This window comes from Latilactobacillus parafuchuensis (assembly GCF_055271665.1).
Map to the genome: position 1 here is coordinate 1,181,650 of NZ_CM143875.1, position 25,704 is coordinate 1,207,353.

Annotated in this window: 39 protein-coding genes; 38 read left to right on the top strand and 1 reads right to left on the bottom strand. The window is 43.2% G+C overall.

The genetic code is table 11. The features are described from left to right. Positions 1-100: 100 nt before the first annotated feature. Positions 101-658, bottom strand: coding sequence for a cysteine hydrolase family protein (locus ACVPPQ_RS05845; RefSeq protein WP_463493280.1), 558 nt, complete (start codon positions 656-658; stop codon positions 101-103). A 331-nt stretch (positions 659-989) separates the two neighbouring features. Here ACVPPQ_RS05845 and rpsJ point away from each other — a divergent pair, with 331 nt between their 5' ends. The 38 genes from rpsJ to ACVPPQ_RS06035 all read left to right on the top strand — a co-directional run bounded on the left by rpsJ (position 990) and on the right by ACVPPQ_RS06035 (position 25,559). After that, complete coding sequence (rpsJ, locus tag ACVPPQ_RS05850; protein ID WP_011375450.1) at positions 990-1,298, top strand: 30S ribosomal protein S10; 309 nt, start codon at positions 990-992, stop codon at positions 1,296-1,298. A 37-nt stretch (positions 1,299-1,335) separates the two neighbouring features. After that, entirely contained in the window at positions 1,336-1,968 is a 633-nt protein-coding gene (gene rplC / locus ACVPPQ_RS05855) for a 50S ribosomal protein L3 (protein WP_025083317.1), read from the top strand. A gap of 23 nt (positions 1,969-1,991) precedes the next feature. Further along, the gene (gene rplD, locus ACVPPQ_RS05860) at positions 1,992-2,615 is read left to right on the top strand and encodes a 50S ribosomal protein L4 (protein ID WP_025083318.1); all 624 of its coding nucleotides are present in this window, start codon (positions 1,992-1,994) and stop codon (positions 2,613-2,615) included. Then, positions 2,615-2,899, top strand: coding sequence for a 50S ribosomal protein L23 (gene rplW / locus ACVPPQ_RS05865; protein WP_025083319.1), 285 nt, complete (start codon positions 2,615-2,617; stop codon positions 2,897-2,899). Before rplD ends, rplW begins: the two co-directional genes overlap by 1 nt. Before the next feature lie 41 nt (positions 2,900-2,940). Continuing rightward, positions 2,941-3,774: a 50S ribosomal protein L2 gene (gene rplB / locus ACVPPQ_RS05870; RefSeq protein ID WP_463493284.1), complete on the top strand. Its 834-nt coding sequence runs from the start codon at positions 2,941-2,943 to the stop codon at positions 3,772-3,774. An 84-nt stretch (positions 3,775-3,858) separates the two neighbouring features. Then, the gene (gene rpsS, locus ACVPPQ_RS05875; protein ID WP_025083321.1) at positions 3,859-4,140 is read left to right on the top strand and encodes a 30S ribosomal protein S19; all 282 of its coding nucleotides are present in this window, start codon (positions 3,859-3,861) and stop codon (positions 4,138-4,140) included. 17 nt (positions 4,141-4,157) lie between these two features. Further along, positions 4,158-4,511 carry a 50S ribosomal protein L22 gene (rplV, locus tag ACVPPQ_RS05880; protein WP_025083322.1) on the top strand — a complete coding sequence of 118 codons (354 nt, stop codon included), beginning with the start codon at positions 4,158-4,160 and terminating at the stop codon, positions 4,509-4,511. A 13-nt stretch (positions 4,512-4,524) separates the two neighbouring features. Continuing rightward, positions 4,525-5,184, top strand: coding sequence for a 30S ribosomal protein S3 (rpsC, locus tag ACVPPQ_RS05885; protein WP_025083323.1), 660 nt, complete (start codon positions 4,525-4,527; stop codon positions 5,182-5,184). Between the two features lie 2 nt (positions 5,185-5,186). After that, on the top strand, positions 5,187-5,621 hold the full coding sequence (gene rplP, locus ACVPPQ_RS05890) for a 50S ribosomal protein L16 (protein ID WP_025083324.1): 435 nt from the start codon (positions 5,187-5,189) through the stop codon (positions 5,619-5,621). Next, positions 5,611-5,805: a 50S ribosomal protein L29 gene (rpmC, locus tag ACVPPQ_RS05895; protein ID WP_025083325.1), complete on the top strand. Its 195-nt coding sequence runs from the start codon at positions 5,611-5,613 to the stop codon at positions 5,803-5,805. The genes rplP and rpmC overlap by 11 nt, the downstream gene beginning before the upstream one ends. Before the next feature lie 23 nt (positions 5,806-5,828). Further along, on the top strand, positions 5,829-6,095 hold the full coding sequence (rpsQ, locus tag ACVPPQ_RS05900) for a 30S ribosomal protein S17 (RefSeq protein ID WP_025083326.1): 267 nt from the start codon (positions 5,829-5,831) through the stop codon (positions 6,093-6,095). Positions 6,096-6,133: 38 nt separating this feature from the next. Further along, on the top strand, positions 6,134-6,502 hold the full coding sequence (gene rplN / locus ACVPPQ_RS05905) for a 50S ribosomal protein L14 (RefSeq protein ID WP_025083327.1): 369 nt from the start codon (positions 6,134-6,136) through the stop codon (positions 6,500-6,502). Between the two features lie 29 nt (positions 6,503-6,531). Beyond that, entirely contained in the window at positions 6,532-6,843 is a 312-nt protein-coding gene (gene rplX, locus ACVPPQ_RS05910; protein WP_025083328.1) for a 50S ribosomal protein L24, read from the top strand. Positions 6,844-6,871: 28 nt separating this feature from the next. Then, positions 6,872-7,414: a 50S ribosomal protein L5 gene (gene rplE, locus ACVPPQ_RS05915; protein ID WP_025083329.1), complete on the top strand. Its 543-nt coding sequence runs from the start codon at positions 6,872-6,874 to the stop codon at positions 7,412-7,414. Between the two features lie 17 nt (positions 7,415-7,431). Continuing rightward, the gene (locus ACVPPQ_RS05920) at positions 7,432-7,617 is read left to right on the top strand and encodes a type Z 30S ribosomal protein S14 (protein ID WP_081779537.1); all 186 of its coding nucleotides are present in this window, start codon (positions 7,432-7,434) and stop codon (positions 7,615-7,617) included. Between the two features lie 33 nt (positions 7,618-7,650). Continuing rightward, positions 7,651-8,049 carry a 30S ribosomal protein S8 gene (gene rpsH / locus ACVPPQ_RS05925; RefSeq protein ID WP_056950653.1) on the top strand — a complete coding sequence of 133 codons (399 nt, stop codon included), beginning with the start codon at positions 7,651-7,653 and terminating at the stop codon, positions 8,047-8,049. Positions 8,050-8,079: 30 nt separating this feature from the next. Continuing rightward, positions 8,080-8,613, top strand: coding sequence for a 50S ribosomal protein L6 (rplF, locus tag ACVPPQ_RS05930; protein WP_025083331.1), 534 nt, complete (start codon positions 8,080-8,082; stop codon positions 8,611-8,613). Between the two features lie 31 nt (positions 8,614-8,644). Next, the gene (gene rplR, locus ACVPPQ_RS05935) at positions 8,645-9,013 is read left to right on the top strand and encodes a 50S ribosomal protein L18 (RefSeq protein WP_035439070.1); all 369 of its coding nucleotides are present in this window, start codon (positions 8,645-8,647) and stop codon (positions 9,011-9,013) included. Positions 9,014-9,031: 18 nt separating this feature from the next. Further along, positions 9,032-9,532, top strand: coding sequence for a 30S ribosomal protein S5 (rpsE, locus tag ACVPPQ_RS05940; protein ID WP_025083333.1), 501 nt, complete (start codon positions 9,032-9,034; stop codon positions 9,530-9,532). A 13-nt stretch (positions 9,533-9,545) separates the two neighbouring features. Next, positions 9,546-9,731 carry a 50S ribosomal protein L30 gene (gene rpmD / locus ACVPPQ_RS05945; RefSeq protein ID WP_106483488.1) on the top strand — a complete coding sequence of 62 codons (186 nt, stop codon included), beginning with the start codon at positions 9,546-9,548 and terminating at the stop codon, positions 9,729-9,731. Positions 9,732-9,763: 32 nt separating this feature from the next. Then, on the top strand, positions 9,764-10,198 hold the full coding sequence (gene rplO / locus ACVPPQ_RS05950; protein ID WP_025083335.1) for a 50S ribosomal protein L15: 435 nt from the start codon (positions 9,764-9,766) through the stop codon (positions 10,196-10,198). Beyond that, positions 10,199-11,494, top strand: coding sequence for a preprotein translocase subunit SecY (gene secY / locus ACVPPQ_RS05955; protein ID WP_025083336.1), 1,296 nt, complete (start codon positions 10,199-10,201; stop codon positions 11,492-11,494). A gap of 54 nt (positions 11,495-11,548) precedes the next feature. Next, positions 11,549-12,205, top strand: coding sequence for an adenylate kinase (locus ACVPPQ_RS05960; RefSeq protein WP_025083337.1), 657 nt, complete (start codon positions 11,549-11,551; stop codon positions 12,203-12,205). Positions 12,206-12,393: 188 nt separating this feature from the next. Further along, positions 12,394-12,612 (top strand): translation initiation factor IF-1, encoded by a 219-nt coding sequence (infA, locus tag ACVPPQ_RS05965; RefSeq protein ID WP_025083338.1) that lies wholly within the window; start codon positions 12,394-12,396, stop codon positions 12,610-12,612. A 35-nt stretch (positions 12,613-12,647) separates the two neighbouring features. Further along, positions 12,648-12,764 carry a 50S ribosomal protein L36 gene (gene rpmJ, locus ACVPPQ_RS05970; protein ID WP_025083339.1) on the top strand — a complete coding sequence of 39 codons (117 nt, stop codon included), beginning with the start codon at positions 12,648-12,650 and terminating at the stop codon, positions 12,762-12,764. Positions 12,765-12,793: 29 nt separating this feature from the next. Next, positions 12,794-13,159 (top strand): 30S ribosomal protein S13, encoded by a 366-nt coding sequence (gene rpsM / locus ACVPPQ_RS05975; RefSeq protein ID WP_025083340.1) that lies wholly within the window; start codon positions 12,794-12,796, stop codon positions 13,157-13,159. A gap of 23 nt (positions 13,160-13,182) precedes the next feature. Beyond that, positions 13,183-13,575 carry a 30S ribosomal protein S11 gene (gene rpsK, locus ACVPPQ_RS05980; protein ID WP_025083341.1) on the top strand — a complete coding sequence of 131 codons (393 nt, stop codon included), beginning with the start codon at positions 13,183-13,185 and terminating at the stop codon, positions 13,573-13,575. Between the two features lie 83 nt (positions 13,576-13,658). Continuing rightward, the gene (locus ACVPPQ_RS05985; protein WP_025083342.1) at positions 13,659-14,597 is read left to right on the top strand and encodes a DNA-directed RNA polymerase subunit alpha; all 939 of its coding nucleotides are present in this window, start codon (positions 13,659-13,661) and stop codon (positions 14,595-14,597) included. Positions 14,598-14,623: 26 nt separating this feature from the next. Continuing rightward, entirely contained in the window at positions 14,624-15,004 is a 381-nt protein-coding gene (gene rplQ / locus ACVPPQ_RS05990; RefSeq protein WP_025083343.1) for a 50S ribosomal protein L17, read from the top strand. Positions 15,005-15,440: 436 nt separating this feature from the next. Continuing rightward, positions 15,441-16,286: an energy-coupling factor ABC transporter ATP-binding protein gene (locus ACVPPQ_RS05995; protein ID WP_463493294.1), complete on the top strand. Its 846-nt coding sequence runs from the start codon at positions 15,441-15,443 to the stop codon at positions 16,284-16,286. Continuing rightward, on the top strand, positions 16,262-17,137 hold the full coding sequence (locus ACVPPQ_RS06000) for an energy-coupling factor ABC transporter ATP-binding protein (protein WP_463493296.1): 876 nt from the start codon (positions 16,262-16,264) through the stop codon (positions 17,135-17,137). The genes ACVPPQ_RS05995 and ACVPPQ_RS06000 overlap by 25 nt, the downstream gene beginning before the upstream one ends. A 19-nt stretch (positions 17,138-17,156) precedes the next feature. Continuing rightward, a complete protein-coding gene (locus ACVPPQ_RS06005; RefSeq protein ID WP_035439074.1) occupies positions 17,157-17,921 on the top strand; it encodes an energy-coupling factor transporter transmembrane component T family protein in 765 nt (254 codons plus the stop codon). Between the two features lie 368 nt (positions 17,922-18,289). Next, on the top strand, positions 18,290-21,520 hold the full coding sequence (locus tag ACVPPQ_RS06010; protein ID WP_463493297.1) for a WxL domain-containing protein: 3,231 nt from the start codon (positions 18,290-18,292) through the stop codon (positions 21,518-21,520). Between the two features lie 12 nt (positions 21,521-21,532). After that, positions 21,533-22,561 carry a DUF916 and DUF3324 domain-containing protein gene (locus tag ACVPPQ_RS06015; protein ID WP_463493299.1) on the top strand — a complete coding sequence of 343 codons (1,029 nt, stop codon included), beginning with the start codon at positions 21,533-21,535 and terminating at the stop codon, positions 22,559-22,561. Next, positions 22,558-23,580: a WxL protein host-binding domain-containing protein gene (locus ACVPPQ_RS06020; protein WP_463493300.1), complete on the top strand. Its 1,023-nt coding sequence runs from the start codon at positions 22,558-22,560 to the stop codon at positions 23,578-23,580. The genes ACVPPQ_RS06015 and ACVPPQ_RS06020 overlap by 4 nt, the downstream gene beginning before the upstream one ends. After that, positions 23,574-23,726 carry a hypothetical protein gene (locus ACVPPQ_RS06025; RefSeq protein WP_155833374.1) on the top strand — a complete coding sequence of 51 codons (153 nt, stop codon included), beginning with the start codon at positions 23,574-23,576 and terminating at the stop codon, positions 23,724-23,726. The genes ACVPPQ_RS06020 and ACVPPQ_RS06025 overlap by 7 nt, the downstream gene beginning before the upstream one ends. A 110-nt stretch (positions 23,727-23,836) precedes the next feature. Continuing rightward, positions 23,837-24,748, top strand: coding sequence for a WxL domain-containing protein (locus ACVPPQ_RS06030; RefSeq protein WP_463493302.1), 912 nt, complete (start codon positions 23,837-23,839; stop codon positions 24,746-24,748). A gap of 358 nt (positions 24,749-25,106) precedes the next feature. Then, positions 25,107-25,559: a transcriptional regulator, SarA/Rot family gene (locus tag ACVPPQ_RS06035; protein WP_463493304.1), complete on the top strand. Its 453-nt coding sequence runs from the start codon at positions 25,107-25,109 to the stop codon at positions 25,557-25,559. Positions 25,560-25,704: the final 145 nt, after the last annotated feature.

Genomic DNA, 25,704 nt, shown 5'->3' on the forward strand with positions numbered 1-25,704 from the left:
CGCTGCAAAGCGGGTCTATTTTTATGACCTAAAAAAGCCATCTTCTTCTATATAATATAGAAAGAGATGACCTTTTGAAGATATTTAGAAAAGGATTAGCTTAGTTGCGCGCTATCCTGGCGTTTAAGCTGTTTTTGAAGTGTGCGAGGGCCCATTCTTGGCCGTTGGGGGTAAACGTCGCGACGGCTTGTTCGTGGACCGTTAACGGATAGTTTAAGTTATAGGCCGACACAGCAGTGTGTAGGACGCAGATGTCGGTGCAGACACCCGTTAAATGTAAGTCAGTGATGTGGCGTTCGCGCAGGTAATTATCTAAATTCGTATTGGCAAAGGCGGAATAGCGGTTCTTGGCAAAGGCGTAGACGTGCTCGTCATCTTTGTGGGCAGCGTACCAAGTGGCGAGGGGACCGTAAAATTCGCGCCCCCAAGTATTAGCCAAGTTATGTGGCGGGAAGAGTTTGGTTTCTGGATGGTGGGGATCGTTAGCCACGTGTAAGTCGGTCGGCAAAATCACGTCGTCGCCCGCCGCTAAAAATTGATCAGCTAGCGTCACGATTGAAGTGGCAATCACCTGGGCTGGCGCACCGGCCGTTAGCGCGCCGTTGTCGGCGACGAAGTCATTTGTATAATCGATGATTAAAAGTGCTTGAGCTACCATGTAAAAGCCTCCTAGCGAATATTTAGTTGGTCTAAGTGTACCTGAAAAGTAGGGCGAAGGCTAGCGATAAACCGCTATCCGATTTTATGAAAAGGTTATGAAAAACTTTGATAAATCAGCAAAAAAGGCTTGCATAATTTTGGCCCATCTTGTAAGATAGATAAGGTGCTATTTCTATAACAGAAGTTTGCGCACGAGGGGGTCGAAAGATTCCTAAGTAGCTAAGATGTGAGAGGTTGCGACACACCCGGCCGCTTTGCCATGGGCGGGCGTGCCGGAAAAATTTTCACGGAGCTAGTCTACTTTTAAAATAGACGAAGGAGGGAAAAACATGGCAAAACAAAAGATTCGTATTCGTTTGAAAGCATTCGAACACCGTATTTTGGATCAATCAGCTGATAAGATCGTGGAAACAGCAAAGAGAACAGGAGCTTCAATCTCTGGCCCAATCCCATTACCAACTGAACGGACACTTTATACTGTATTACGTTCACCACATAAACATAAAGATTCTCGTGAACAATTCGAAATGCGTACTCATAAGCGTTTAATCGATATTGTTAACCCAACACCTAAGACAGTTGATTCATTGATGAAACTTGACTTACCAAGTGGTGTGGATATCGAAATCAAGCTTTAATAGTTAAATACTAAATCAAAAAATTGGAGGTGTTACCATGACCACAAAAGGAATCTTAGGTAAAAAAGTAGGTATGACACAAGTTTTTAACGAAAACGGTGAACTTGTTCCCGTAACAGTTATCGAAGCAACACCGAACGTTGTCTTACAAGTTAAGACTAACGAAACAGACGGCTATGAAGCCATCCAAGTCGGTTATCAAGATAAACGTGAAGTCTTGTCAAACAAACCTGCTAAAGGTCATGTAGCAAAAGCAAATACTACTCCTAAGCGCTTCATTCGAGAATTCAGAGATGTTGCACTAGGAGAGTACGAAGTAGGAACAGAAATCAAAGTTGATACTTTCGCAGCCGGCGACGTCGTAGACGCAACTGGTGTAACGAAAGGTCATGGTTTCCAAGGTAACATTAAGAAAGACGGACAATCTCGTGGCCCTATGAGTCATGGTTCTCGTTTCCACCGTCGTCCTGGTTCAATGGGTGCCGTTATTAACCGTGTGTTTAAGGGCAAACTATTACCAGGTCGCATGGGTAACCATCAACGGACTGTTCAAAACTTATTAGTTGTTGGCACAGATGTTGAAAAGAACGTTATCCTTGTTAAGGGTAACGTGCCAGGTGCTAAAAACTCATTGATTACAATTAAAACAGCTGTTAAAGCTAACAAATAATTCGAGAAGGGAGGATTTAACCAATGGCAAACGTAACATTATTTAAACAAGATGGTAGCCAAAACGGAAGCGTCGAATTAAACGACACTATCTGGGCTATCGAACCTAACGAAAACGTTGTGTTTGATGCAATCATCATGCAACGTGCTTCATTAAGACAAGGAACACATGCCGTTAAGAACCGTTCTGCAGTTCGCGGTGGTGGTCGTAAACCTTGGCGTCAAAAGGGTACTGGTCGTGCTCGTCAAGGCTCAATCCGTTCACCACAATGGCGTGGCGGTGGTATCGTCTTCGGACCTACTCCTCGTTCATACAGTTACAAATTACCTCGTAAAGTACGTCGTCTTGCTATCAAGTCAGTACTTTCACAAAAAGTTATCGATAATGATTTAGTCGTTGTTGATGCATTCAACTTTGATGCACCTAAGACTAAAGAATTCGCAGAAGTACTTAACAAATTAGACGTTAATACTAAAGCATTAGTAGTTCTTGAAGAAGGCAATGATTTTGCTGCCCTATCAGCACGCAACTTACCTAACGTAACAGTTGTTCCCGCTGAAGGTATCAACGTATTAGACGTTGTTGGCAACCAAAAATTAATCCTAACTCAAGCTGCTCTTTCTAAGATTGAGGAGGTGCTTGGATAATGGAAGCACGCGATGTTATTTTACGCCCAGTAGTTACTGAAGCTTCAATGGCTGCTATGGACGACAAGAAATACACGTTTGATGTTAATGTACATGCTAACAAGACACAAGTACGTTACGCAATCGAAGAAATCTTTGGTGTATCAGTTAAAAACGTGAACATCATGAATGTTCGCGGTAAGTTAAAACGTCAAGGTCGCTATTCTGGCTATACTAAAAAACGCCGTAAAGCAATCGTTGCCTTAACTGCTGATTCAAAAGAAATCAAGATTTTCGAAGATTAATCAACATTAAATTAAAGTAATAATTATAGGAGGGAACACACGTGGGAATTATTAAGTACAAACCAACCACAAACGGTCGTCGTAACATGACCAGCTCAGATTTTGCTGAGATTACTAAGACAACCCCTGAAAAGACGTTGTTGGAATCCCAAAGCCATACTGCTGGTCGTAATGCGCACGGTCATATCACTGTACGTCATCGTGGCGGTGGTCATAAACAAAAATATCGTGTTATCGACTTCAAACGGATTAAAGATGGTATCAAAGCGACTGTTAAGTCAATCGAATACGATCCAAACCGTACATCAAATATCGCATTGATCCAATACCCAGATGGTATCAAAGCATACATCATCACCCCTAAAGGCCTTGAAGTAGGCATGATCGTTGAATCTGGTGTGGATGCTGATATTAAAGTTGGTAATGCATTGCCATTATCTAACATTCCTGATGGGACACTTATCCACAATATCGAATTGAAACCTGGTAAAGGCGGCCAATTGGTTCGTTCAGCTGGTACATCAGCTCAATTACTTGGTAAAGAAGGCAAATATGCAATTGTACGTTTGACTTCAGGCGAAACTCGTATGATCCTTGTTACTTGTCGCGCTACAATCGGTACTGTTGGTAATGGCCAACATGAATTGATCAAAATTGGTAAAGCCGGCCGTAAACGTTGGATGGGTATCCGTCCTACAGTTCGTGGGTCTGTAATGAATCCTAACGATCATCCTCATGGTGGTGGTGAAGGTAAAGCACCAATCGGACGTCCTTCTCCTATGTCTCCATGGGGTAAGAAGACGCTTGGTAAGAAAACTCGTAGTAGTAAGGCTCGTTCAGAGAAACTTATTATTCGTCATCGTAAATCAAGATAATCAATTTAAATTGAACTTATCGAAAGCCCAAGCGGCTTAAATCAGATAAGTCTATCGTACTTTTTATTCGAAGGAGGTTTCATAATGAGTCGTAGTTTGAAAAAAGGCCCTTTCGCTGATGCGCATTTGATGAAAAAAGTCGAAGCACAAGCTGATAGCGAAAAGAAACAAGTCATCAAGACTTGGTCTCGTCGCTCGACAATTTTCCCTAGCTTTATTGGCTACACAATCGCTGTATATGATGGACGGAAACACGTCCCAGTTTTCATCTCAGACGATATGGTAGGCCATAAATTAGGCGAATTCGTACCAACAAGAACTTTCCATGGTCATGGTACAGACGATAAGAAAACAACAGCACGCTAGAAAGGAGGATGAATCCAATGGCAGATCAAATTACTAGTGCAACAGCTAGCGCCAAGTCAGTTCGTATGGCTGCCCGTAAAGTACGGATGGTTATGGACTTGATTCGCGGTAAGAATGTTGCAGAAGCAATTGCAATTTTAGAATTTACACCAAGAGCTGCTTCTCCAGTTGTGATTAAAGTTTTGAAGTCAGCAATCGCTAACGCAGAACATAATTACGACTTAGATGCAGAAAACTTGGTTGTTACTGAAGCTTATGCAAACGAAGGACCAACATTGAAACGTTTTCGTCCTCGCGCTAAAGGCTCAGCATCACCAATCAACAAACGTACAAGTCACATCACTGTAGTTGTATCAGAAAAAGAAGCATAAGGAGGGATATCGCGTGGGTCAAAAAATTAATCCAACCGGTTTTCGTGTCGGCGTAATCCGTGATTGGGACGCTAAATGGTATGCAGAAAAAGATTTTGCAACATTTTTACATGAAGATCTTAAGATTCGTAAATATATTAACACTAAACTAGCTGACGCTTCCGTCTCTACCATTGAAACGGAACGCGCTGCAAATCGCGTCAACGTTTCAATCCATACTGCTAAACCTGGTATGGTAATCGGTAAAGGCGGTTCTGAAGTAGAAAATCTACGTAAAGAACTAAATAACTTAACAGGCAAGAAAGTACACATCAACATTGTGGAAATCAAGAAACCTGATTTAGATGCTCACTTAGTCGGCGAAAGTATTGCTCGTCAATTGGAAGCACGTGTTGCTTTCCGTCGTGCACAACGCCAAGCTATGCAACGCACTATGCGTTCTGGCGCTAAAGGTATCAAAACTCAAGTCGCTGGTCGTTTGAACGGTGCAGATATGTCACGTATTGAAACACATGCTCAAGGAACTGTTCCTTTGCATACGTTACGTGCTGATATCGACTATTCATGGGACGAAGCCATGACGACTTACGGTAAATTAGGAGTTAAGACTTGGATTTATCGGGGCGAAATTTTACCCGCTAAAGCTAATAACAATACGAAAGGAGGGAAATAAACATGTTAGTACCTAAACGTGTAAAACATCGTCGCGAATTCCGTGGGAAGATGCGCGGTGCTGCTAAAGGTGGCAAAGAAGTCACTTTTGGCGAATACGGTCTACAAGCTTTGGAATCAAGTTGGATTACCAACCGTCAAATCGAAGCTGCCCGTGTTGCTATGACTCGTTACATGAAACGTGGTGGGAAAGTATGGATCAAAATTTTCCCTCATAAATCATACACTGCAAAAGGTGTCGGCGTTCGGATGGGTTCAGGTAAAGGTGCTCCTGCAGGTTGGGTTGCCGTTGTAAAACGTGAAAAAATCATGTTTGAAATCGGTGGCGTTTCTGAAGAAGTAGCTCGCGAAGCATTACGTCTTGCCTCACACAAATTGCCAGTTAAAACTAAGATCGTAAAACGTGAGGAAGTAGGTGGCGAATCTAATGAAGGCTAATGAAATCAGTGAATTAACCACTGCTGAAATGCTTAAGAAAGAACAAGCTTATAAAGAAGAATTGTTCAATCTTCGTTTCCAACAAGCTACCGGTCAATTAGAAAATACCGCACGCTTAAAGCAAGTTCGTCAGAACATTGCTCGTATCAAAACTGTTTTACGTCAACAAGAACTTAACAAATAATAAATGGAAAGGAGCTATTTACTTTGAGCGAAAGTCGTAACCATCGTAAAGTGTACCAAGGCCGTGTTATTTCTGACAAAATGGAAAAAACAATTACTGTCGTGGTAGAAACTTATAAGACACATCCTACTTACGGGAAACGTGTTAAGTATTCTAAAAAATATTATGCACAAGATGACAACAACGAAGCAAAAGTAGGCGATGTCGTACGTATCATGGAAACTCGTCCGTTATCTCGTACAAAACGGTTCCGTTTATTAGATGTCGTTGAAAAAGCAGTTATTATCTAAATCGTTACTTAAACTAAGTGACGGAAGGAGGACCTATAGTGATTCAAACAGAAAGTCGTCTTAGAGTTGCTGATAACTCCGGTGCCCGTGAAATTTTAACCATTAAAGTTTTGGGTGGTTCAGGTCGTAAGACTGCCAATATCGGTGATGTTATCGTCGCAACAATTAAACAAGCAACACCAGGTGGCGTTGTCAAAAAAGGTGAAGTTGTCAAGGCTGTTATCGTTCGTACTAAGTCAGGGGCTCGTCGTGTAGACGGTTCTTACATCAAGTTCGACGAAAACGCTGCTGTTATCATCAATGATGATAAGACTCCTAAAGGAACACGTATCTTTGGACCAGTTGCACGTGAATTACGTGACAATGATTTCATGAAGATCGTTTCCCTAGCGCCTGAAGTTCTATAATTGCAGACTACAAAGGAGGTGCGTATATCATGTTTGTTAAAACTGGTGATAAAGTAAAAGTAATCAGCGGTAAAGATAAAGGTAAAGAAGGTACCATCATCAAAGCAATGCCTAAAGATGGCCGTGTTATTGTTGAAGGTATCAATACCGTTAAAAAGCACGTTAAGCCAAATGCTCAAAATCCTAATGGTGGGATTGTTGATACAGCGGCTAGCATCAACGTGTCAAACGTTATGCTAATTGATCCATCTACTAACGAAGCAACTCGTGTTGGCTTTAAAGTAATTGATGGTAAAAAAGTACGCGTGTCAAAGAAAACTGGAGAATCAATCGATAAATAATCTTTTGGGGAAAGGAGGCACTTTTTACATGACTAACCGTTTAAAAGAAAAATATGTTAAAGAAATGACACCAGCATTAATTGAAAAGTTTAATTACACTTCAAGCATGCAAGTACCTAAGATCGAAAAGATCGTACTTAACATGGGTGTTGGTGATGCCGTTTCTAACGCTAAGAACTTAGACAAGGCTGTTGAAGAATTAGCTTTGATTGCAGGTCAAAAACCTTTAATCACTAAAGCTAAAAAATCAATCGCCGGCTTCCGTTTACGTGAAGGTATGCCAATCGGCGCCAAAGTAACATTACGTGGCGAAAGAATGTACGATTTCTTAGATAAATTAGTTAACGTATCTTTACCTCGTGTTCGTGATTTTCACGGTGTTAGCGCAAAATCATTTGATGGTCGCGGTAATTATACATTAGGTGTACGCGAACAATTGATCTTCCCTGAAATCGATTATGATAAGGTAGATCGCGTTCGTGGTTTAGATGTTGTTATTGTAACAACTTCAAACACTGATGAAGAAGCACGTGAATTGTTAACACAATTCGGCATGCCATTCAAAAAATAATAAGGGAGGTCAATTTCTTGGCTAAAAAATCTTTAGTTGTTAAGAATCATCGTCCAGCAAAATTTTCAACACAAGAATATACTCGTTGCGAACAATGTGGACGACCACATTCAGTTTATCGTAAGTTTAAGCTTTGCCGGATTTGCCTCCGTGAATTAGCTCATAAGGGCCAAATTCCAGGCATGAAAAAAGCAAGCTGGTAATCATAAAGATTCAATAAAGGAGGTTAATTCCACATGGTCATGACAGATCCAATCGCAGACTATCTAACTCGTATCCGTAACGCTAACATGGTACGGCATGAGTCTTTAGAAGTACCTGCTTCACGCATGAAGAAAGAAATTTCTGAAATCTTAAAACGCGAAGGTTTCATTCGCGACTACGAAGTCATTGAAGACGACAAACAAGGTATCATCCGTGTATTCTTGAAGTATGGTAAGAATAACGAACGTGTTATCTCTGGTTTGAAACGTATCTCAAAACCTGGCTTACGTAACTATGTCAAAGCTACCGAAGTACCTAAGGTATTGAACGGTTTAGGCATTGCTATTATTTCAACAAGCAACGGCGTCGTAACAGACAAAGAAGCTCGCGAAAAAGCTGCCGGCGGCGAAGTTCTCGCATACGTATGGTAATCAAACTTTAAAACAAGGAGGTGTCGTAACGTGAGTCGTATCGGATTAAAAGTAATCGAAGTCCCAGCTGGTGTTACTGTTACTAAAGACAGTGAAAACAACATCACAGTTAAGGGTCCTAAAGGTGAACTAACACGTCATTTCAATCCAATCATTGAAATGCACGAAGAAGGCAACCTTATCAACTTTACACGTAGCAAAGATAGCGATCGTGCAATGCACGGCACTATGCGCGCTAACTTAAACAACATGATTTTGGGTGTTACAGAAGGTTTCAGCAAGACATTGGATTTAATCGGTGTTGGTTACCGTACCCAATTAAAAGGTAAGACATTAGTATTAAACGTTGGCTACTCTCATCCAGTAGAAATGGAAGCACCAGAAGGTGTTAACATTGAAGTCCCAGCGAATACGAAGATCATTATTAGCGGTATTAGCAAACAACAAGTTGGCCAATTCGCAGCTATTATTCGTGATGTTCGTCCTCCAGAACCTTATAAAGGCAAGGGTATTCGTTATACAGACGAAATTGTCCGCCGTAAAGAAGGTAAAACTGGTAAATAAAGCAGCGTAAGTTGCTAAATATACTTAAGAGGTGAAAATTGTGATTACTAAACCAGACAAGAATAAGACTCGTCAAAAACGCCATACGCGCGTTCGCGGCAAGATCTCTGGTACTGCTGACTGCCCACGCTTGAACGTGTTCCGTTCTAACAAAAACATCTACGCTCAATTAATTGATGACGTAGCGGGTGTGACGCTAGCAAGTGCCTCAACATTAGATAAAGAAGTAAAAGCAGAAGGAACTAAAAGCGAACAAGCTACCCAAGTTGGTACTTTAGTTGCACAACGTGCAGTTAAAGCTGGCCACAAAGTGGTTGTCTTTGATCGTGGCGGTTACCTATATCACGGCCGTATCGAAGCATTAGCTAATGCTGCTCGTGAAAACGGACTAGAATTCTAATAAGGAGGAAAACCATTTATGACTTACATTGATCCAACTCATTTAGATTTAGAAGATCGCGTTGTATCAATCAACCGTGTTACAAAAGTTGTTAAAGGTGGACGTCGTCTACGTTTCGCAGCTATTGTAATCGTTGGTGATAAAGACGGTCACGTTGGTTTTGGGACTGGTAAAGCTCAAGAAGTTCCCGAAGCTATTCGTAAAGCTGTTGAAGATGCTAAAAAGAATCTTATCAGCGTTCCTAAAGTTGGGACAACATTACCTCATGAAGTTATCGGTCACTTTGGCGCTGGTCGTGTCTTGTTAAAACCAGCCGTTGAAGGTTCTGGTATCGCAGCTGGTGGTGCTGTTCGTGCCGTCATGGAATTAGCAGGAGTCGATGATGTGACAAGTAAAACATTAGGTAGCAAAACTGCTATCAACGTTATTCGTGCCACAATTGACGGTTTAACTCGTATGAAGACTGCTGAACAATTTGCAGAATTACGTAACATATCTGTTGAAAGCTTACAAAACTAGGAGGATATTGAACATGGCTCAATTAAAGATTACTTTAAGAAAAAGTGCTGCTCATCGTCTTCCAGAACAACGTAAAATGGTCAAAGAATTTGGCTTAAACCGAGTGAATAGTTCTGTAATCAAACCAGATGATGCTGCAACTCACGGTGTGATTTTTAAACTCGCACATTTAGTAACAGTCGAAGAAATTAAAGATTAATTTCAACATAACTTGCAAGGAGGTGCGCACACATGAAGTTACATGAAATGAAACCAAACGAGGGTGCTCGTGACGTTCGTAAACGTGTCGGTCGTGGTACATCATCAGGTACTGGTAAGACATCTGGACGTGGACAAAAAGGCCAAAAGGCTCGTAGTAAGGTACGCTTAGGTTTTGAAGGTGGACAAATGCCTTTATTCCGTCGTATGCCTAAACGCGGGTTCAACAACATCAACCGTAAGGAATATGCTGTTGTTAACTTAAACGATTTAAATCGTTTTGAAGACGGTACAGAAATTACACCAGTGATCTTAATCGAAGCTGGCGTAATCAAAAAAGAATTATCAGGCGTTAAGCTATTAGCGAATGGCGAATTAAACAAAAAATTGAACATTAAGGTAAGCAAGTATTCTGAAGCTGCAAAAGCTGCTGTAGAAGCTGCTGGCGGTTCAATTGAGGTGATTTAATTGCTAAACACATTAAGAAACGCATTTAAAGTCAAGGAAATCCGTAGTAAGATTTTGTTCACTTTGGGCGTTTTGATTGTTTATCGTTTAGGTGCACAAATTACAGTACCAGGTGTTAATGCTGCCGCATTGACTAAGGTGGGCGCAACTGGTTTGATCCCATTGCTTGATACTGTTAGTGGTGGTGGCCTGGCAAACTATTCCATCTTCTCGATGGGTGTTTCGCCTTTCATCACGGCCCAAATTGTGATTCAATTATTGCAAATGGACATTGTGCCTAAATTTGTTGAATGGAGCAAACAAGGTGAAGTTGGTCGTCGAAAACTGAATCAAGTGACTCGCTACTTAACCATCATCTTGTCGTTTATCCAATCAATTGGGATTACTGCTGGGTTTAACTCATTAAGTCAAATGGGCTTGGTGAAAGATCCTAGTATTAAAACCTTCGTCAGTATCGGGATCATCTTAACGGGTGGGACGATGTTGATTACTTGGTTGGGTGAACAGATTACGGACAAGGGGCTTGGTAATGGGGTGTCAATGATCATCTTTGCAGGGATTATTGCACGCCTACCAAGTGGCTTGAAACAAATCGTCCAAGAACATATCTTAAATGCTAAAGCGGCTGATATGTGGAAAGGTATTTTATTCGTGGTCGTCTTGATCGTTGCGGTAATCGCAATCGTCATCTTCGTCACGTGGGTTCAACAAGCGAACCGTAAAATTCCAATTCAATATACACGTCGTGAAGCTGGTGCCGGTGAAAATAGTTACCTACCACTAAAGGTCAATGTTGCTGGTGTGATTCCCGTTATCTTTGCAAGTTCATTTATTATGACACCCCAAACAATTTTGATGGCCTTTCAGGCAAGCCACAGTGAAGATACTTGGTTCCAAGTCTTATCCAATATCTTCAGTATGCAAACCATGACTGGTTCAATTGTTTATACGGTGCTCATTGTTCTCTTTACCTTCTTCTATGCGTTTGTTCAGGTTAATCCTGAAAAAGTCGCAGAGAACTTGACCAAACAAGGGAGTTATATCCCAGGTGTTTGGCCGGGTAAAGGTACCGAGAAATATCTTTCTGGCGTATTGATGCGTCTTTCGACCGTCGGCGCGTTGTTCCTTGGGGTAATTGCATTATTACCACAACTAGCAGCAAACCTCGGTGGTCTACCTCAATCAATCGGTTTAGGTGGGACTAGTTTACTAATCGTTGTTGGTGTGGCGCTGGAAAGTACTCGCCAACTCGAAGGGTTACTCATGAAACGCAAGTACGTTGGATTTATTCGATAAGCAATTATCGTTTAAAAGTATTGAATCCTTGTTTTTAACTTAGGAGGCAAAGACATGAATCTCATGTTAATGGGACTTCCAGGCGCTGGTAAGGGAACACAAGCTGAAAAGATTGTTGACGCTTATCACATTCCACATATTTCAACTGGGGATATGTTCCGGGCTGCTATGGCCGACCATACAGAACTTGGCGACAAAGCTAAGGCCTATATGGATCAAGGAGCATTGGTACCAGATGAAGTCACTAACGGAATCGTCGAGGAACGTCTTGGACAACCAGATACTAAAGTCGGTTACCTTTTAGATGGTTTCCCTCGGAATCTCGCTCAGGCGGAAGCTTTAGCAACCATTACTGATAAATTGAATAAGCCTTTAGATGGCGTGATTAACATTGATGTTGATCCTAAAATCTTAGCTGATCGTTTATCTGGTCGCTTTATCTGTAGTTCTTGTGGTGCAACGTACCATAAGCTTTACAATCCAACTAAGGTGGAAGGCACTTGTGATCGTTGCGGCGGTCATGACTTCTTCCAACGAGAAGACGATAAACCGGAAACAGTTAAAAATCGATTGAAGGTCAATATTGAAATGAATACACCTTTACTTGATTTTTACGCTGAACGGAACTTGCTTTATACGGTAGACGGTAATCAAGAAATTGATGACGTGTTCGCTGCCGTTAAAAAAGTACTTGATACCATTAAAGACTAGTCATCAACTCAAGTGATCTTTTAGGTCATTTCACGTAAAAGCCTGACTGGGGTTAATGACTAATGTTCAGTGCTTTTAAAAACTAAATACTTGTGATATAATATCTCGGTATGACACTAGCGGTGAGTGCGGAGAGCTCTCACCATTTTTCTGTATGAATTTTCATAACCACAAGGGGGTACTTTTGCGTGGCAAAAGATGACGTCATTGAAATTGAAGGTAAAGTAACTGATACTTTACCAAATGCAATGTTTAAAGTAGAACTTGAAAATGGTGCAATCATTTTGGCCCACGTGTCTGGTAAGATTCGGAAGAATTATATCCGTATTTTGCCCGGTGATCGTGTGACCGTTGAATTGTCACCTTATGATTTGACTAAGGGACGTATTACGTATCGCTTTAAATAGCCTACGTAACGATCATATCAAGGAGGTTAGTCGATATGAAAGTAAGACCATCAGTAAAACCAATGTGTGAACATTGTAAAGTTGTCAAACGAAAAGGCCGCGTCATGATTATCTGCGCAGCTAATCCAAAACATAAACAACGTCAAGGTTAATAACTAATTAATTAACAGGAGGTGCAAGAATGGCTCGTATCGCAGGTGTGGATTTACCACGTGATAAACAAATTGTGATTGCTTTAACATATGTTTTCGGTATCGGAAATACGACTGCCGTTAAAGTCTTAGCTGAAGCTGGCGTCGCAACTGACGTTCGGACTCGTGACTTAACGCCGGATCAAGAAGACAAGATCCGTAAAGCAGTTGATAACGTTAAAGTTGAAGGCGATCTTCGTCGTGAAGTAAGCCTAAACATCAAACGTCTACAAGAAATTGGTTCTTATCGTGGCATGCGTCATCGTCGTGGTTTACCAGTTCGTGGACAAAACACGAAAAACAATGCTCGTACTCGTAAGGGCAAAAAAGTTTCAATCGCAGGTAAGAAGAAATAATCAGTAAAAGGAGGTTATAATTTATGGCAAACAAGAAAAATGCACCACGTAAGCGTCGTGTAAAGAAAAATATCGAAGCCGGTGTGGCACATATTCATTCAACATTCAATAACACCCTTGTAATGATCACTGATCCTCAAGGCAATGCGATTGCATGGGCGTCTGCTGGTTCATTGGGCTTTAAAGGTAGTCGTAAGTCAACACCTTTTGCTGCTCAAATGGCTGCAGAAGCTGCTGGTAAAGAAGCGATGGAACATGGCATGAAAGCTGTTGAAGTTGCTGTTAAAGGACCTGGTTCAGGCCGTGAAGCTGCAATTCGCTCATTACAAGCAACTGGTTTAGATGTTACTGCTATTCGCGACGTAACGCCAGTTCCTCATAATGGATCTCGTCCTCCAAAACGCCGTCGTGTTTAGTCTGGGCTACGCTTCATTTTGAGACAAACTGAAACGTGTTCACGTATAAACACTTCTCGTTTTGAAAGGGGTAAAAGATAAGAATGATCGAATTTGAAAAACCAAACATTACAAAGGTTGATGAAAGTACTAACTACGGTAAGTTCGTTGTTGAACCACTTGAACGTGGATACGGTACGACTTTAGGTAACTCTTTACGTCGTATTCTTTTAGCATCATTACCAGGTACTGCTGTCACAGACATTCAAATTGATGGCGTTTTGCATGAATTCTCAACAATTGATGGCGTCTTAGAAGACGTTACGCAAATCATTTTGAATGTCAAAAAATTAGCACTTAAATTGCATGTTGAAGAAGACAAAACAATCGAAATCGATGTTAAGGGACCAGCAACAGTAACTGCTGCTGATATCGTAGCTGATGACGACGTTGAAGTCTTAAATACTGATCAATATATTTGTACAGTAGCTGAAGGCGGCAATTTCCACGTGCGGATGACAGTTAAAAAAGGCCGTGGCTATGTTGCTGCTGATCAAAACAAATCAGACGATATGCCAATTGGTGTTTTGCCAATCGACTCAATTTATACCCCAATCAGTCGTGTTAACTATCAAGTAGAAAGTACACGTGTTGGTCGTCGCAACGATTTCGACAAGTTAACACTTGATGTTTGGACTAATGGTTCCATCAGTCCTAGAGAAGCTATTAGCTTAGCTGCGAAGATTATGACAGAGCATTTGGCGATCTTTGTTGACCTGACTGATGAAGCGAAAAATGCTGAAATCATGGTCGAAAAAGAAGAGACGCATAAAGAAAAAATGCTTGAAATGACAATTGAAGAGTTAGATCTTTCTGTTCGTTCATACAACTGTTTGAAACGCGCTGGGATCAACACTGTTCAAGAGTTAACTGACAAATCAGAAGCAGATATGATGAAAGTTAGAAACCTTGGCCGTAAGTCTTTAGAAGAAGTTAAGAACAAATTATTTGATCTTGGCTTGGGCTTACGTACTGAAGAATAAACTAGTAAGAAGGAGGGACTCCATTCATGGGTTATCGTAAATTAGGTCGCGACAGCGCTCATCGTAAAGCAATGTTACGTTCATTGACAACAGATTTAATCATCAACGAACGCATTGTAACGACTGAAGCTCGCGCCAAAGAACTTCGTAAAGTAACTGAAAAAATGATCACTTTAGGTAAACGCGGTGATTTACACGCTCGTCGTCAAGCGGCAGCATTCGTTCGTAACGAAATTGCTGATATTCGCGAAGAAGAAGAAGCTGTAATCGTACAATCTGCTTTACAAAAGTTATTTAGTGACATTGCTCCACGTTATGCTGAAAGAAATGGTGGTTACACACGTATTCTTAAAACAGCCCCTCGTCGTGGTGACGGTGCATTAATGGTGATTATTGAATTAGTTTAATCACACATAATGATTTTAGATCATTTGATCGATGAGACAGGGCGTCATGATGCTGGGGTAACCCAAGTCTAGTCCTAAGGTGTCGTTAGCAAGTCAGCGGCACTTTCATCGATTGATGATTTACATAAACAAACGTCTAATGCTGGTCAAACAGCGTTAGGCGTTTTTTGTGTTGTGCATGCCATTTGTGCAACTCGGAAGTTTTATCGGTATACTTCTAAAAGTTTCAAAAATCAGAAGTTTTAGAAGTATGTTTCTAAAACTCTGGAAAAGTATCAATTTTAACAACTAAATTTTAATAAATTACTTTAAAATAATGGTCAAACCTAAATTTAGAACGGTCAATGCCAAAAAGTCACCTATCGTATGCTAAAATAGAAGTTATCAAATTCGCATTTTTGCGATTTAAATTCAAAAGAAAAATGGGTTAATGTTGATGAATTCAAAAAAAATCATCCAAGTTGAACATTTAAAATATGAATATCCCCAGTCGAATCAGCATTTGGCACTCAATGATTTGTCAGTCGAGATTAATGCTGGTGAATGGGTTGCGATTATTGGCCACAATGGGAGTGGTAAAAGTACGTTTGCGAAATCGCTCAATGGTCTATTAGATTTGCAAAACGGTTCGATTGTGATTGATGGCCTCCCGCTAGCGATGGAAACTGTCTGGGAGATTCGCAAAAAAATCGGCATGGTCTTCCAAAATCCCGACAATCAATTCGTCGGAGCGACGGTTGAGGATGATGTCGCGTTCGGCCTTGAGAACCAAGGTATCGAACGGGCCATCATGCAGATACGAGTCACCGATGCGATTGAACGGGTTGGCATGACCGATTATACGAAACGCGAACCAAGTCGTTTATCCGGTGGTCAGAAACAACGCGTTGCCTTGGCGGGAATCATCGCCCAACAACCCGAAATTCTGATTCTTGACGAAGCGACGAGCATGCTCGATCCTGAGGGGCGGCGCGAAGTCTTAGAGACGATTCATCAGTTGAAACAAGAAACCAATATGACGGTGTTGTCGATTACCCATGATATTGATGAAGCCGCGAGTGCGGACCGAATCATCATCTTGGATGACGGGCAAGTCGTTGATCAAGGGACACCGGCCGATATTTTTGCGTACGGGCAGCGGTTAATGGCGCTCGGGCTCGATGTGCCCTATCCCGAAAAGCTCAAAGCGGCGTTGGCAAAACTCAATGTGTCAATGCCGAATGAATACCTGACAACGGAAAGGATGGTTGATTATTTATGGACATTACATTCAAAGATGTAAGTTACACCTATCAACCAGATACGCCTTTTCAAGGGCTCGGTTTAGACCACATTAATTTAACGATTGAATCGGGATCGTACACCGCGATTATCGGCCATACCGGCAGTGGTAAATCGACGTTGCTGCAACATCTAAACGCATTGCTTAAACCAACGGCGGGTGTGGTTCAGATTGGTGATCGCGAAATCACGCCCGAAACCAATAATAAAAATCTGAAAGCCATTCGTCAAAAAGTCGGGATGGTCTTTCAGTTTCCAGAAAGTCAGTTGTTCGAAGCGACGGTTCAAAAGGACATCGCGTTCGGCCCACAAAACTTCGGCGTACCGGAAGCAGAAGCGATGGCTCGCGCTATTCATATGGTGGAACTGGTCGGCTTACCCGCTGACGTTTTAGAAAAATCGCCGTTTGATTTATCCGGAGGACAGATGCGTCGGGTTGCGATTGCCGGCGTACTAGCGATGCAACCGGAAGTTTTAGTGTTGGATGAACCAACGGCGGGGCTTGATCCGGTCGGTCGCCGCGAAATGATGGCGTTGTTTACCCGACTTCACGAAGAACAGGGCATGACGATTGTGATGGTCACCCACCAGATGGACGATGTCGCTAACTACGCGAATCACGTGATTGTGCTTGAAAATGGTCAACTCGCGAAGAGTGGGACGCCACGCGAAATTTTTGCTGATCCAGAATGGTTAACGGCGAAACATTTAGGCTTACCGACAACGACGCAATTCGCGCAAGCTTTAATCCAAAAAGGGTTCGTGTTCGATCAAGTGCCATTAACGGAACACGAATTAGCGGCGATGCTTCAAGCCCAACTGCCAAGTAAAGTGGGTGAACGCCGTGAATAAATTAATTCTAGGCCGTTTTATGCCGGGCGATTCGATTTTACATCGGATGGATCCGCGCGCCAAGTTAGTCGCCAGTTTCTATTACATCGGGATTATTTTCTTAGCCCGTTCATGGCCGGCCTACGCCGTCTTATTCGTCTTCACGATGTCGTTAGTACTGATATCGAAAATCAAACTCGATTTCTTTATTAAAGGGGTACGCCCATTACTCTGGTTAATTCTCTTTACGGTCTTGCTCCAAATCTTCTTCACCCGCGGCGGGCACATCTATTGGCAATGGGGTTTTCTGACCTTGACACGCTACGGGTTACTGAATGGGGCCTATATCTTCATGCGATTCGTCTTGATTATCTTCATGTCGACCTTGTTGACCTTAACGACACCGCCGTTATCCTTAGCCGATGCAATCGAATCGCTGCTTAAACCGTTAAAGGCCATTCGTTTTCCAGTCTACGAAGTGGCGTTGATGTTATCAATCGCGTTACGTTTTGTCCCGACGTTAATGGATGAAACGACTAAAATCATGAACGCGCAACGTGCGCGCGGGGTTGATTTTGGTGAGGGTGGTTTATTCAAACAGATGAAGGCGATCGTGCCGATTCTGATTCCACTCTTCGTCAGCAGTTTTAACCGCGCCGATGACCTCGCCACTGCGATGGAAGCCCGCGGTTACCAAGGTGGCGAAGGCCGCAGTAAGTATCGCATCTTGAAATGGCAAACCATGGATAGTTTAGCGATGGTTGCGATGGCCATTTTAACCGTCATCTTGATTGTTTTGCGCTAATAAATATCAACTAAATCATATTAAGTTAAACACCTTATCCATATTCACGGATAGGGTGTTTTTGCGTTGCTTTCGGATAATTAGTTAAAGGGGTAACTAGTTAACTTGCGAAGAAGTCGGACTTTACAAGTATTCAAAATAGTCAGAAATCACTAATTAACCACCTTAATTTAACGTTAACTTCATCTGTTTGTTAGTAAATTCTTATAAAGACCATGAATATTGGGTGTGAACTTACAAACTTGTCACTTTGATTGACAAGTGTCGTGAATCTTATAGACTTTGCTGTGTTGAAAAAATTAGGGTCCTTAAATAACTAGGTTAATTAAAAATCAACGTTCGACGAATCGATCGGGGGAGTCAATCAGATGAATCAAAAAGGGTTATACAGCATAGTTTTGGGTCTCGTTTTGCTAATCGGCTTCAGTCATCAGCAAATTGTTAGCGCCAAATCGACCGACGTGTCGGCTAAAGATAGTGCGCCATTTAATCGTGAACGAAGCACAACGGATAATCAGTTGCTAAGAGGCACGTTACCCGTTGGCAAAAGCCAGTTGTGGTACATGGTGGGGCCTAATCTAGCGAATAATCAGCATTTGGAATTGGCACCCGACTTACCATTGTACGGCAGTTCAACTGTGACCCGGTCATTTCTAGCGGGGCGCAATAACTTCAACTTATGGTCACCGAATAATGTCGGCACTTACGAACGGTGGGTGTCAGTGCATAACGATAGTTGGAACGACGCCACTAAAGGCGATCCGGCCGACGGGACTGGTAGCTCACGATTGTTAATCGGTTCATTGAATACCGGGATCGGACAAGTCGGTTACGCGCCAGATGGCGATAATAACCGAGTGGCAACCCAGACGCGAATGATTCTGAATCCAGACGGCATTTTGCGAGAAGAAGTGACTTATCAATACGAACTTGATGACCGAATAACGACGTTTAGTGATGTGGTCGAGTTTATACCGACCGCGTGGAAATCGATAATCGTCAAAGAACACATTACGAATCAAAGTGGCCGCGATTTACGCGGCATCTTCTTCGGCCGAGCAATCGATACGGATATGCGGCCGTTCAACACTGATACGTACGGACCTTCAGCGATTGGCGATAAAGTAGCCATTAAATATCTAGGCCATCAACGCGGGTTGTATGAAGATCAAATCATCCCGGCTCAAGGCAATCAACCTAATTTTGATGGGACGCCTGCTAATTATCCGGGGGGCGCGGCCCGGTTATCGTACCAGTTTAAAATGCACGATGGTTCTGGCCCCGATGCATGGCGCGCGTTGGAATTTAGTACGTCGATTATCGACGGCAGTCTGTTTGTTCCCGGTGCGTTTCAAAATGCGGTCAACGATTACGGCCAAGCACATACCAGTGGCAGACCGGGACAGACGGCCTTTAGCGGTGGCGATACGACGATTGCGATGATGTGGTTTGCCAAAAATATGGCGAAAGGCGCAACTCGCGATTTGAGTTATGAAGTCAGCATTAACGGTCAAGGCCAATATAAATCACCAACCATCACTTTGGATCAAAGTCCAACGGTTGATTATAACGGTCGCGACCTGCAATTGAGCGGAACCGTGACCGATTTAGATAATCACCAGCAACCAGAACAACTTAATTATCAGATTTTCCACCAAGATGGGACCCAATCAGCAGCGCTACCGTTGACTGCGGTTACGAATCAAGTTGGCCAAGCAGTTCATTATGAAGCGACCATCGATGCTAAACGGAATCAATTAGCGATTGGGGATTGGCTCTACGTCTGGGCGGTTGATGCGGACGGTAATCCGTCGGTCAATCACGAATTAACGACGTTGGTTGCACCGCAAGCGGTTTTGACCAGTCAATTGAAAAACGAAACGACTGCTGGCGATTATGCTGAACAGACCAAAGCCAAAGTTGGCGATCAAATTAACTATCAAACGACACTACAAGTTACCGCGAGTGCAACCGCGGGCCTGGCAGCTGGAGCGGTGATTGATAATCCAATCCCAGATAATTTGGCCATCGTCCCGAATAGTTTAAAACTGGCTTATTACGATGCAAACCAGCAATTGTTAGGTCAACAAACCGCCACTTTCCAGAATAATCAAGTTGCGACGAATCGAGCCGTCCCAGTTGGTGGTCAAGTAATCCTTAATTATCAAGCTAAAGTGGCCAAGGATGAACCGGCAACTGCCGTGACCACCGCGAAAGTGACTGGCGGGGGACTCGTCAATTCATTGACGGCCAATCCAACCACGGTTACGATTGCTAAAAATTTGACGTTAATGCCGCCAGTGCAGACTATCGCTAATTTGACGACCAAAGAACCGGCGAGTACCCATCAAATTAGCGGTCAAGTTGGCGATCAATTACGGTTAGCGTTTCAAGTTAAAGTGGCTGGACAAACCGCCGGGGCGGGCTTCCAAACGGTGCAACTCGAAACACATGAAAACGGTTCGCAATACGCTGATCGCGCGGGTCAATTTGGACCAGTCGTCGGCGCTGTGGAATACCAAGTGAACCAAAGTGGCGCGTGGCAAACTGCGCCGGCTGTCCAACCAACGACTGACGGGTTAACGATTAAAATCACCTTACCGACGCAACAAGCTTTAACCGGGGGCGACCAAATTAATATTCGCTACACCAAGGCCATTAAAACCGCGCCGGCTACCCAACGATATCTCTATAACGATGGTGCAATGACCGGCCAGGTGGCCAATAATGACCAACCGACTGAACCGGTTAAAGCGAATTCGGTGCGGGTGAAAGCGACCGATCAGCATCGGCTAACGATTCGCTACGTCGATTTGGATGCAGATTTAACCCAACCGACATTGATTGAAAAGACGGAAACTGCCCTTGGCACGAACGGTCAACTGTTAGCCGACAAGCTACCAGGGCGCATTAGTCCCAAATTGATCGAAGGCTACACGATTACTGAGATGACGACCGATACTGATTTGGTCAATGCACAATGGGACGCACCCTATCAGGCCGATTTACGTTTTGAAAAGACTGACCAAACGGTGACGTACGGTTATCACAAAGCGATGATTGCGATTGCCGCCCCTAACGATTGGGATTTTGGTGATTATCAAACTGCAGCGACGGACAGTATCTACTATTTAAAGACTGCCGATCATCAACCGCAACAGGTCAGCGTGATTGACTTTTACGGGGTTGAAAATTGGCAATTAACCGTCCAACAAACCGAACAATTCAAAGATGCCAAAGGCCGCGCATTAACCGGCGCACAACTGCAGGTCGATCACGGTCAGGCAATCGCGCAAGTGTCTAATTCTGCGGAGGGTCAATTGGACGCACGGGATGCCTTTCAGTTAACGCCGGGGGCTGACGCCCAATCGATAATGACGTTTACCAAAAAAGGACCGTTCCAAACACCGGATAGTAACGATGATCACAGTAGCGCCCAACAACCGTATCAGAATCCGGGTCAAGGGAGCTGGCGTTATCAATTTGGCACACAAAAATCAGCGAATTATAGCGTCGGGTTAAAGGTGCCGGCAACGACCACGCGCCATGCAACACGCTATCAAACAGAATTAACGTGGTCTTTAACGGTCGCGCCATAGGAGGAAAGCAACGTGTTAAAGACAATCATTAAAGCGACTCTGGCGCTTGGTATCAGTTGGCTTGCGCTTAATAGCAACACCGTTAGTGCCAATCAAGTCCAACGCGCAGATTTCGAAGTGCAACCGATTCAAAACACCGAACAAGTGGATAAAAGTATGAACTATTTCGACGTCCGGTTTAAACCGGGCAGCACACGAACGTTACGGATGCGCGTCCAGAATTTTACCGATTATCCGATTACGCTTGAATCGACATTGGAAAATGGGATGACCCAAGAAGGCGGCGATATGAAATTCCAAACCAGCCCGACCGGCTTGGACGCCAGTTTGAAACACCCATTAACGACGATTGCCAAGCTCGCCCCAACTGATCATAAAATCCATATTGACCCGCAATCGGCAACGATTGTCAGCGCAACCGTTAAGATGCCGACGGAAGAATTTCGGGGGATGATTGCTGGCGGTTGGCGGTTCAAACAAATTTTGAAGAATAAAGGGAATCAATCCCAATCGGTAACGAGTCATTACGCGTATCTAATGAGTATCAATCTGCGCGGCAAACCGTACCGGATTTATCCGGAATTGAAATACACGGAGACCAAGCCGATGTTAGCGGACGGCCATCCGGCACTGGGGATTAAGTTGCGCAACACGCAACCGATGATTATTAAAGATGTCGCGTTTAAAGCGGTCATCACCAAAAAGGGGCTCTTCAAGAATAAACAAGTTTTTGAAAAAGAGAAATCAAGTATCGCACCCAATTCGACAGTCGTTTTACCACTGTCATGGCAATACCGGACGCTCCGACCAGGCACCTATCACGTCAACGTCGAAGTCACCGGCCAGAATTTCTGGAATCAATTACCGATGACCTGGCATTTTAAAGAAACGTTCAAGGTCACGCAAAAAGGGGTCCGGAAAATTAACCAAAAGGCTAGCAAACGACCGATTAATCGCTGGGGGCTTGTCAGTGCCATCAGTGGGACGGGCTTAATCGCGGCGAGTTACGGCTTATACCGACAATTGAGGCGCCGCAGATGATTAAGCAAATCATCTTTCTGAGTCTGGGTTGGTTAATGGCTGTGGGGGTCATTAGCCAGCCGGTTCAAGCGGCTAAACAGGGATTACCAACGACCACTAAAGCGACTTTTCAGATTCGACCAGAATTACCGGCGGATAATCTGGGAGGTCCGCATCTCGGTTATTATAATTTACCGCTCAAGGCCAACCAAGCACGGACGGTTCGCTTGCAGCTCTTCAATCCGACCGCGCAACCGTTGACAATCACGGGTCAAGTGCAAGATGCGACGACGTTGACCAATGCGACGATCGATTATTTAGGCCATCAGCCGATTAATCGACAATTGTTACCGCAACCTGGTAGCCAGCTCGTCAGTGTGCCGGCGACCACCAAATTACAACCGAACGAAACCAAATGGTTAACCATCCAGATTGCGGCGGTCAAATCATTATTCAAAGGTCAAAAGGCCGTCGCCTTCAACCTGAGCGCCGTTCAACCGAATCCGAAAAAGACGATTCAAAATCATTATGTTTACGCAGTGGGGTTGGTGCTAAACGGCCAACCATTGACCACCAAACAATACCGCGCGCCACGTTCACCGCGAATTAAAACGAAGTTAAAAGCGCAGCGGGCCGCCATTGCCGTGGCCGTCGTTAATCCGAATCCGGCCTATTTAAAACCGGCGACAATTGACGTTCAATTGCAAAACAAGCGGTGGCAACTGGTCCATTATCAGCGTCGACTAACCCAGCGCAAAGTCGCACCGAATTCGCAATTCGATATCGAACTATTGTTGGGCGGCAAACGACTCGTGCCGGGAATCTACCGGATGACATTGCGCGTTAAAAGTCCGCAATTAACTCGGAAAATCGTTAAAACGGTTCGGATTACCAAACGCCAAGCGACTTATATTAATCAACGCAATGCGGATTATCAACGCCATCGCCTTTTAATTGGCCTTGCAGGAATCAGCGTCAGTAGCTTAAGTGGCTTTATGAGTTATCGATATTATAAACGAAAGCGGGAAACAGCATGTTGAAACTCAAACACCGAATTAATTTTAAAACGACCACATGGTTCATGATTGCGCTGGTGGTGACACTATCAATCATATTCTTGACCAGTCTGACGTTGGCTGTGATTAGTTATCACAATTACAACACCTACACGACGATTACGATGTAGGACAGCACCACACGGGACCACCCAAACACAGGTTATCATTCGATTGGTGACAATCGGTTGAAACAAAAAATCGCACAAAATGTGCAAACAAAACTAGGGAGGAATTTCAAATGAAATTCGCAAAGATGACAAGCACCGTATTAGCAAGCGCCGCAGTATTAATGATGGCCGCACCAAGTGCCACTTTCGCCGCAACTTTAAACGGTGGCGTTGATGATAATGATGGCACTGCATTGCCACAAAATGATCGCACAAAAATGGGGATTTCGTTTGGGGACAACAGCCACAATGCCAACACCGGCTACTTACGTTTACAAATGGTGCCTCACGTCCTTGATTTTGGGAATCATAATTTATTGGATACAGCTTACCCAGTATTCTCTGCGAATGGTCAAAATGACGGCAAAGCTGACAATAATCGTCAAGCAAGCTATGCTGATCAAAGTGGTGCAACCAACTTAACGGCAACCCTCAATACGAAAGATTCAGAACTGGCAGCCGTTAAAGGCACTGCTTGGGCAACCGTTGTCGACAAACAAGTTGCTCGAACTAATGCTGATGCCAACAACACAGCCGCTTCTGGTAAATGGACATTAAGCGTTAAAGCGGACAATGGTTTAGCAGCAGTTAGCACCGATGGTAACCGCAGCACAACTGATACAATTGATGATGCGCATTTATCATTTAACCACACTGCTTACGCTCAAACCGCTGATATTTTTGGTTTAACAGGTGAAGGCCAAGATACAGACTGGGCAACAAGCAATAAGGGCACAGAAACAGCCACAAAAATTGGTCAGGGCGCAATTGCCGGTTCATTTAAAGATAACGTCGGTTTAACTTTGAATAACCAAAATAAAGATGTTAACATTGTGACAGCAGAAGATGGCGAAGGCCAAGGCGCAAACGTTTTCGGTTGGACACCAAGCAACATCAAATTAACAATGCCAACCGGCGCAGCAGTAAGCAACGCCACATACCAAGCCAACCTAACATGGACACTAGCATCAACAGCAGTTTAAAACTAAGTGCTTTTTTGAACGGGAGGCTTTGAGCATTAGCCTAGTTTCGTGAATAAAGTCCGGGCTATGGACTTTATTTACGAAACGTAGCTAAGCACAGAAGCCTGTTCAAAAAAGCCGTTAAAGAAAGTGAGTGCTCATCAAGCTGGTCAGCTTCTGAGTATAGCCTAAGATAGGGGAATATGACTGGGCTTTAGTCATGATTCACTATCTGTCGCTAGACGGAAAGGTTTGCTTGAGTATAGCGCGTTAAAGCTCACTAATTTTCACTCCCCTAAAAACTAGTCTCCCGCTAGTCAGGGGATACATAGCACCAATCATTACCGATTTATAATAGAAGAAAAATGGAGAAATAATGATGCGAGATAGAGCAAGAGGATACCGGCGTTACCTTGAATGGTTTAATATCATGATTCAATTAGAGGATAAGATGAATATTGTGGCGAAACGCTATGATCTGAATTTCAACCAATATTTATTATTGAAGAAAGTGGCGGAAGAACACTGCAATGAACCAACGCAATTAGCGGCGGCTTTTGGTGTCTCATCACCCGCGATGTCGCGTAAACTCAATAGTTTAGCGAAAAACGGCAAGATTACCAAACAACGCAACAATGATGAAGATGATCAACGCAAAGTGATGATTGAATTAACCGTCAAAGGCGAATACCACCTTGCCCAGTTGAATCGTGCGTATCAAGAATTATTTACCGCAGAATCAGATATGATGTTTGAAAAATTCGACGTCCCATTGTTTGATGAAGTCACCAAACAAATGGCGATGATTATTGACCATTTACCGAAAGAATAAGTCGGATTCAGTGAAATTGAATGAATAAACTAATGGTTATTAAAAATAAATAACCCCTTAAATTATAGTCCTGAATTAATTGTTTGTAATAGTATTGCACAACAATGATTAATGTTCTATACTAGATGCGTCGATACCAATAATT